Source organism: Allobosea sp. P1_A7, from assembly GCF_056406775.1.
In genome coordinates this window covers 1-7,371 of the sequence record NZ_JBFTZN010000289.1, presented here as the reverse complement: position 1 = coordinate 7,371, position 7,371 = coordinate 1, and the positions used below count along the sequence as shown (strand labels likewise).

The window sequence follows — 7,371 nt, the reverse complement described above, 5'->3', positions numbered from 1 at the left end:
GTCCAGGCCATCGGAAACCCCTTTTGATTCAGCACCAAACGGGAATCACAACCTGCTGATATCGCTCAACTCCTTTTAAATCCGGCTCTCAGCCAGGAGCGTGTCCTTGGTCAGCAGGCCGGCATCCTCGAGCTTTTCGAGATCCGGCAGGTCGCGCAGGCTGGCGAGACCGAACACCGACAGGAATCTGTCGGTCGTGACATAGGTATAGGCCGCCCCCGGCTCCGGCCTGCGCGGTCCGGCCGTAATCACGCCGGCGCGTTTTAGCGCCGCAACGCCGTCGCGGCTCATCTCCTTGCCAAAGACTTTGCCGAGCTCGCTGCGTGTGATCGGCTGCAGATAAGCGATCCCGGACGGAAACAGCATCTCAGTCGGCGACAAGCCGGCGGTTGGTTGCGGCGCTCCGGACAGCGCCCGGATCGCCGGCCCAAAAGCGCCGCGCGACCGGTGCTGCCAGCCCCCGGCGACTGCGACCAGGTCATAGGGGCGGCCGCGCAGCTCCTCGCGGATGTCGGCAATGATCAGATCGATCGCACAGTCGCGACCGACCACCTGCGCCAATTACCGGAGCGCCCGTGGGCGTCGACCTCTCGTTAGGGCGGTCCACTGATCATCTCACCAAACGCATGTTCAGGCGGCGCGAGGCGAGGCTCTGGCGTGCTCTTGCGGGCAGCGCGGGCCGCTCGCCCGCGGACGAGCCTCGCGCATCATTGGCGCAACGTCCTTGGGCGGAATCGGCGCGGTACGGGCACCAGCTCCGGGAGATCTCCGCCCGTTACTGCTGCGCCAGGCGCCCTTCGGCAAGGTCGCGCGCCTGCGCCTCCGGATCGCGCTCCGCCGGCGGACCGTAGCCGCCGGCACCCGGCGTGATGATCTCGACGATCTGTCCGGGTTCGAGCGCACCATCGCCCCTTGTAAAAGGCACGACACCGTCGCTGAAGGAGAAGGAGCCGCCCTGTCCTGGCTCGCCGCCGGCGATGCCCCAGGGCCGCGACTTCAGGCGCGAATTATCCACGTTGAGCCGGCAGGGAGCCTCGGCCCGGTAGACGCGGCGAAGGCCCATGCCGCCGCGCTGGCGGCCGCGCCCGCCCGAGCCATCGACCAGTTCATAGCGCAGCAGCGTCAGGGGGTACTCGACCTCCAGCGCCTCGACCGGCAGGTTCGAGGTATTGGTCATGTGGACATGAACGCCGTCGAGACCGTCCTTGCCGGCGCGTGCGCCGGAACCGCCCCCGATCGTCTCGAGATAAACCCAGAGATCACCGCTATCCGGCATCGCCCCCATGAAGGTAGCCGATGCCACGGCCCCGGAGCAGGCCGCGATGACACGATCGGGCACCGCCTGGGCGAGCGCCCCATGGATCAGGTCGACGACCCGTTGGCAGGGTGCGATGCGCCCGTTCACCGCCGCCGGATGCAGGCAGTTCAGCACCGTGCCTTCCTTCGCTGCGACGGTGAGTGGTCTTGCGAGGCCGGCATTGGGCGGGATGGTCGGGTCGGCCACTGTCTTGACGGCGTAATAGACGGTCGAGAGCAGCGCGGTATAGACCATGTTGAAACCGGCGCGAGCCTGTGGCGGGCTGTCGAAGGCGAGCGTCATCTCCTCGCCAGCGACCGTGATCGCGACCGAGAATTCCATCTCGTCATCGAGCTCGGGATTGTCGAAGCGGTCGCTGAACCGATAGACGCCATCTGGAATCGAGGCGATGCCGGCGCGCATCTTGCGCTCCGCATAGTCCTGCAGTGCCTTGCCGGCCGCGAGCACGGTGGTGCGGCCATATTTGTCGCAGAGCGCCCTGACGCGCTCGACGCCAAGGCGGTTCGCAGCCATCTGGGCGCGCAAGTCCGAGAGTCGCTCGCGCGGAACCTGGCAGTTGAGCAGGATCAGCTCCTGCACATCCTTCATCAGGGTGCCGCCGTCATAGAGGCGGATCGGCGGGATGCGCAGGCCTTCCTGATAGATATGGGCGTGGCCGCGATCGGCGAAATCGGAATGATGCGCCGTGTTGACGGCCCAGGCGACCATCTTGCCGTCGTGGAAGACCGGCTCGGCCAGCACGATGTCGGGAAGGTGGGTGCCCCCGCCCTCATAGGCGTCGTTGCCGATGAAGACATCGCCCGGCTTCATCTCCGAGACGGCATGGCGCTTCAGGATATGCGGGATGATGCCGATGAAGGAGCCGAGATGCATCGGGATATGCTCGGCCTGGCACAGCGTGTTGCCTTCAATATCGAAGAGCGCAGTCGAGCAGTCGCGGCGTTCCTTGATATTGGTCGAGTAGCTCGCCTTGACCAGCGCCTCGCCCATTTCCTCGGTGATGGAGGCGAAGGCGCTGCCAATGACCTCTACGGTGATCGGATCAACGGTGACGGGTGTAGGCGCGTTCATCACGGCGTCTCCAGGATCAGGTTGAGATAGGGTTCGACACGGGCGGTCATGCCGGGCAGCAGCACCGTGGTCGCATCCATCTGCTCGATGATCGCCGGGCCCTCGATCAGATTACCCGATTTGAGCTTTTCGCGGTCGTAGAGCGCACAATCGACGAAGCCTCCGGTTTCCGTAAACCAGACCTCCCGACGCCCCATGATGGCCGCGGAAGCATCCGGGCCGGCGTCGGGCTCGGGCCGGAACTCGGCCTTGGGCACGAAACCGATGGCCTCGACGCGGTAGGTCACGAGCTGGACCGGTTCGCCTTCGGCCACGAATCCGTAAAGGCGCTTGTGGGCCTCGGCAAAGCCGTCCGCCAAAGCCCTGATGGTTGTAGGCGTGATCGGCCCGTCCGGGACGTCGATGGCGAGCTCGTAGTTCTGGCCGTGATAGCGAAGATCGGCCGTGCGTTTCAGCTCGCGATCGGCAGGCGTGACATTCTCCTCGGCAAACCAGTGCTCGGCCTGGGCTTCAAGGCCTGCGAAAATCTCGGCCATGTCGGGGACGAGCCCATCCCCCAGCGTCGCGAGCCGGGTGGTGGCGAAATTGGCGCGCAGGTCGGTCAGAAGCAGGCCGAGTGCACAGCCGATTCCGGGATTGCGCGGCACGACGATGCGCTTCATCTCCAGCTCGCGCGCCAGCCGCGCGGCATGGAGCGGCCCCGCGCCGCCGAAGGCGACAAGCGCGTAGTCGCGCGGATCATGCCCACGCTGCACGGAGATGACGCGGATCGCCTTGGCCATATTGGCGGTCACCACCGAGATGATGCCCTGCGCCGTCGCCATCAGGTCGAGGCCGAGTTGTTCCGCAAGCCGGCCGATCGCCTGTTTGGAGCGCGCCTGGTCGATCGGCATGCGGCCACCGAGCAGATGGGTCGGGTTCAGCGTCTGGAGCACGACATTGGCGTCGGTGACCGCCGGTTCGGTCGAGCCGCGGGCATAGCAGACTGGCCCGGGGTCGGCGCCGGCACTGCGCGGGCCCACCTTGAGCAGGCCGCCGGAGTCGATCGCCGCAATCGAGCCGCCGCCGGCGCCGACGGTGTGGATGTCGAGCATGGGCGCCTTGATCGGGTAGCCATGGACATTGGCTTCGCTGGCGAGCTTGGCCTCGCCGCCACGAAGCAGCGCGACATCGGAGGAGGTTCCGCCCATGTCGAAGGTGATCAGGTTCTCGATGCCGGTCATGCGGCCGATCGCCTGCGCAGCAACCACGCCGGTCGAGGGGCCCGAAAGCAAGGTCCGCACCGGCAAGCGTGCCGCCATGTCGAACCCAATGACGCCGCCATTGGACTGCGTCAGATGCGGTGTGGTGGTGACTCCGAGTTCTTTGAGCCGTTCGGCGAGCCGTTGGATATAGCCCTGCATCACGGGGCCGAGATAGGCGTTCACCACCGCCGTCGAGATGCGCTCATACTCCCGGAACTCGGGCGCGACCTCATGCGAGGCGCAAATGAAGGCCTCCGGAAATTCCTCTGTGACGATGCGCCTTGCCGTTTCCTCATGCTCGGGCCTGACGAACCCGTAGAGGAAACCAATGGCGACGGCCTTGACGCCGGCCGCTTTCAGCTCTCGCGCGGCCTGGCGCACGCCCTCCTCGTCGAGCGGCGTCTCGACGGAACCGTCATGGCGCAGCCGTTCCGCGACGCCGAAGCGCAGGTCGCGGGTGACCAGCGGCGCCGCCTTGTCGACCTGAAGATCATAGAGATCCGGCCGCTTTTGCCGGCCGATCTCGATCAGATCGCGGAAGCCATCGGTCGTGATCAGCCCGGTCCTGACGCCGCGGTGCTGGATCAGGGCGTTGGTGCCCACCGTCGTGCCGTGGCCGAAATAGGCAACATCTCCGGGTTTGGCGCCGACGCGCTCCGTCCCCTCCTGGGTACCGCGTGCAATGGCGCGGGAGGGATCGTCCGGGGTCGAGGGAACCTTCCAGACGGCGACCTGGCCACTCGCATCATCGAAGAGGCAGACATCGGTGAAGGTGCCGCCGGAGTCGATCCCGATACGCCAGGCCATGAGCTCAAACCCTCTCCATCAACAGGCTGCGATCTCCGCAGCCGCGGACCATGGCGTGCCATGGCCAAAACCACCCTGATAAGCGCAGACCGCCGCCGCGTGGGCCGCGCCCGCAGCCAGGGCTTCCGGAACCTCTCTCCCCTCCAGCACCGCCAGAAGGAATGCGGCGATGAAACCATCTCCCGCACCCAGCGTATCGACGATTTGGGCAGGGGTGATCCCATGGCGATGGAATACCCCACCTGCCAGCGCGAGCGAGCCGCGCTCGCCGCGCGTCACCACCACGAGACCCGGACCGGTCTCGAAGCAGCGACGGGCGAGGTCGCTGCATTCCGCGTCGGAACTTGAGGGGAAGGAGAGGAAGGCGATGTCGAGATGGGGGAGCGTGGCGGCCAGATTGGCCTCAGTCCAGCGCTCGGAGAAATCATAGGAGAAACGGCGTATCGAGGGGCGCAGCGCCGCGAGATCGGCATCCAGTTCGCTGTAGATGCTCGAATGCACCAGGTCGAAGCCGGCGATATAGGTGAGATCCTCGGAAAGGAAACCGCCCCATTCTCCGCGGACACCGCGTTGCGAGCGAAGGAAATGGCGGTCATTGCCGTTATGGCCAATGAAGGCCCGGGCATTGTCGCCGGGGAGCACCCGGCAGCGGCCCGTGTCGACCCCCTCCTCGCGCAAGGCGTTGACGATCAGTGTCCCGGCTTCGTCGGAGCCCAGGCAACCCATGTAACCCGTCTCGGCGCCGAGACGGTGCGCCAGCACGGCGACATTGACAGCATTGCCACCCGGAAACTGCAGCGCGCGATCGACATAGGTGTCGACCGTGTTATCGCCGAGTCCGAGCAGCCTGCAGGTCATGGACGTGTCCCTGGCCGATTTCCCATGCGCCTGATCAGTAGGCGACCTTCCACATGTAGCGCCGGGTCGAGAGCGGCTGGTTGTGCAACACCGAGAGATGCGCCGCCATCCGCTTCAACGCCGACTGCAGGATATAGGGCGCGACGATGGGGCGGATTTCCGGCGCGACACCCGCCATCGCGAAATCGCGGGAATCATATTTCATGACGCGTTCGGCATAGGTGTCGCAGAAGCTGGTGACACGCTCCATCAGTGGCCGGCTCGGGTCCTCTCCGCTGATCAGGATCAGCGGTGTCTGGCGATCGATGATCTCGAACGGGCCGTGGAAGAACTCCGCCGCCTCGATCGGATAGCTGTGCAGCCAGAGCATCTCCATGAGGATGCAGACGCCGAAGACATAGGCCGTGGTGAAGCCCGGCCCCGAAGCGACATGGTAGAAGTTGCGATCCTTGGCATAGAGACGGGCATCGGCTGCGGCCCGCTCCTCGTTCTGCTCAGCCGCATCGCAGATGGCGGCTGGGAGCGCGTCCAGCGAGGCAACGAGCTTGTCGCCGAGCGGCCAACCTTCCTTCGCGCTCATGATGCCGCCGATCAGCGCCTGCATCAGCATGAACATGGCGGCGAAGGATTCGCTGGTATCGCCCACCACGAAGCTCTCGGGGGCCGCGGCAGCGAGCGGCTTGTCGGCATATTGGCTGAAGGCCACGACCTTGCAGGGCTTGCCCATCAGGGTTGCCGCGGCCGCGACGGTCTCGGGTGTCGTGCCGGACTTGGAGGCGAGCAGAACCAGCGTGCGCTCGTCGAGGCGCGGCGGATTGATCGCCATGAACTCGGCCGGGAAGTAGCGTCGCACCTCGATTCCAGGGGAATAGTGCTCGAGCCAGTACTTGATGCCCAGCATGGCGCGGTTCGCCGAACCGCAGGCGACAAGGTAGATCCGGTCGATCTGCGGGGCGAGGCGGCGCCCGAGCGCGTAAGCCTCGGGCACGGCGGCGCGGGTCTGGGCGAAGCCCTCATGAACGCGGGTGCGGTCAAAGGCGATGGACATGGGAGGAACCGATTCCGTAAGCGGAGAATTGCGAGGTTCAAGAAACTGGTATACACCAATCACCTATACCAATTCGTGTCAAGCATAGTCCAACTGACTTATGGCCACCTTCGCCGACAACGGATTCTCGTATTTCAGTGCCTCCGGGGATGTGGAGCCGGCGCAATCCTCGCTATATGCGGGAACGGGAGAGGCCCGAGAGACACCAGCCATGCGCGAACCCGTAAAACGGGCCAAGCCGATCTATGTCGAGGTTCAGGACTACCTGCTCGACCTCATCAGCGGGCCGGATTACGGCCCCGGTGAACGGGTGCCGTCCGAGCGCGCGCTGGCCGACACGCTCGGCATCAACCGGATGACGGTGCGCAAGGCGATCGACAAGCTGGTCGACCGTAATGTGCTCGAGCGCAATGGCACCAGCGGCACGCGCGTCCCCCTGGTCCAGGTGACGCGCCCGATCGAGGTGCAATCGACGCTCGGCATCACCCGGATCATCCGGAACGCTGGCGGCAACCCGGGTAGCAAGCTGCTGCATTTCGGTGAGGAGAAGGCAACCGAGAGCATCGCGCGTCGGCTCGACATCCCGGTCGGCGCCGAGCTGATCATGTTCCGCCGGCTGCGCAGCGTGAATGATGAGCCCTTCTGCATCGAGACCAGCCATCTGCCGGCCTCGCGCTTCGCCGGGCTGCTCGCGGAAGACCTCATTGGTGGGCAATCGCTCTATGAGCTGCTGCGAGAGCGCTATGGCGTCAAGGCCAGCGCCCGCGACCGCGAGATCGGCGTTGGCATTGCAACCGATCTCGAAGCCCGGCTTCTGCAGCTCAAACCCGGCTCGCCCACGCTCGTGTTGCGGCTGATCGCCCGCGACGGTGAAGGCAAGCCGATCGAATACATGAAATCGGTCAACCATCCGCATCACGTCGTCTTCCGCAGCTCAACGCCCGCCTCACAGGACTGACCATGCCACCATCCGCATCACGTCGTCTTCCGCAGCTCAACGCCCGCCTCACAGGACTGACCATGCC

Annotated in this window: 6 protein-coding genes; 1 reads left to right on the top strand and 5 read right to left on the bottom strand. The window is 65.4% G+C overall.

The window, feature by feature from the left end; translation table 11 throughout:
* Positions 1–75 precede the first annotated feature (75 nt).
* The 5 genes from scpB to AC1D34_RS31330 all read right to left on the bottom strand — a co-directional run bounded on the left by scpB (position 76) and on the right by AC1D34_RS31330 (position 6,346).
* Entirely contained in the window at positions 76–552 is a 477-nt protein-coding gene (gene scpB, locus AC1D34_RS31350) for an SMC-Scp complex subunit ScpB (RefSeq protein ID WP_476826332.1), read from the bottom strand.
* A 223-nt stretch (positions 553–775) separates the two neighbouring features.
* Complete coding sequence (locus AC1D34_RS31345) at positions 776–2,389, bottom strand: hydantoinase B/oxoprolinase family protein (RefSeq protein WP_441508086.1); 1,614 nt, start codon at positions 2,387–2,389, stop codon at positions 776–778.
* Positions 2,389–4,440, bottom strand: coding sequence for a hydantoinase/oxoprolinase family protein (locus AC1D34_RS31340; protein ID WP_441508085.1), 2,052 nt, complete (start codon positions 4,438–4,440; stop codon positions 2,389–2,391). The genes AC1D34_RS31345 and AC1D34_RS31340 overlap by 1 nt, the downstream gene beginning before the upstream one ends.
* A gap of 18 nt (positions 4,441–4,458) precedes the next feature.
* Positions 4,459–5,298 (bottom strand): PfkB family carbohydrate kinase, encoded by an 840-nt coding sequence (locus tag AC1D34_RS31335; protein ID WP_441508084.1) that lies wholly within the window; start codon positions 5,296–5,298, stop codon positions 4,459–4,461.
* 34 nt (positions 5,299–5,332) lie between these two features.
* Positions 5,333–6,346 (bottom strand): SIS domain-containing protein, encoded by a 1,014-nt coding sequence (locus AC1D34_RS31330; RefSeq protein WP_441508083.1) that lies wholly within the window; start codon positions 6,344–6,346, stop codon positions 5,333–5,335.
* A gap of 211 nt (positions 6,347–6,557) precedes the next feature.
* Here AC1D34_RS31330 and AC1D34_RS31325 point away from each other — a divergent pair, with 211 nt between their 5' ends.
* The gene (locus tag AC1D34_RS31325; RefSeq protein WP_441508082.1) at positions 6,558–7,304 is read left to right on the top strand and encodes a GntR family transcriptional regulator; all 747 of its coding nucleotides are present in this window, start codon (positions 6,558–6,560) and stop codon (positions 7,302–7,304) included.
* Positions 7,305–7,371 lie beyond the last annotated feature (67 nt).

Bases quoted from the DNA above. Each gene is read 5' to 3' on its own strand.
- AC1D34_RS31345 (WP_441508086.1), bottom strand. From the start codon at position 2,389: ATGAACGCGCCTACACCCGTCACCGTTGATCCGATCACCGTAGAGGTC.
- AC1D34_RS31340 (WP_441508085.1), bottom strand. From the start codon at position 4,440: ATGGCCTGGCGTATCGGGATCGACTCCGGCGGCACCTTCACCGATGTC.
- AC1D34_RS31335 (WP_441508084.1), bottom strand. From the start codon at position 5,298: ATGACCTGCAGGCTGCTCGGACTCGGCGATAACACGGTCGACACCTAT.
- AC1D34_RS31330 (WP_441508083.1), bottom strand. From the start codon at position 6,346: ATGTCCATCGCCTTTGACCGCACCCGCGTTCATGAGGGCTTCGCCCAG.
- AC1D34_RS31325 (WP_441508082.1), top strand. From the start codon at position 6,558: ATGCGCGAACCCGTAAAACGGGCCAAGCCGATCTATGTCGAGGTTCAG.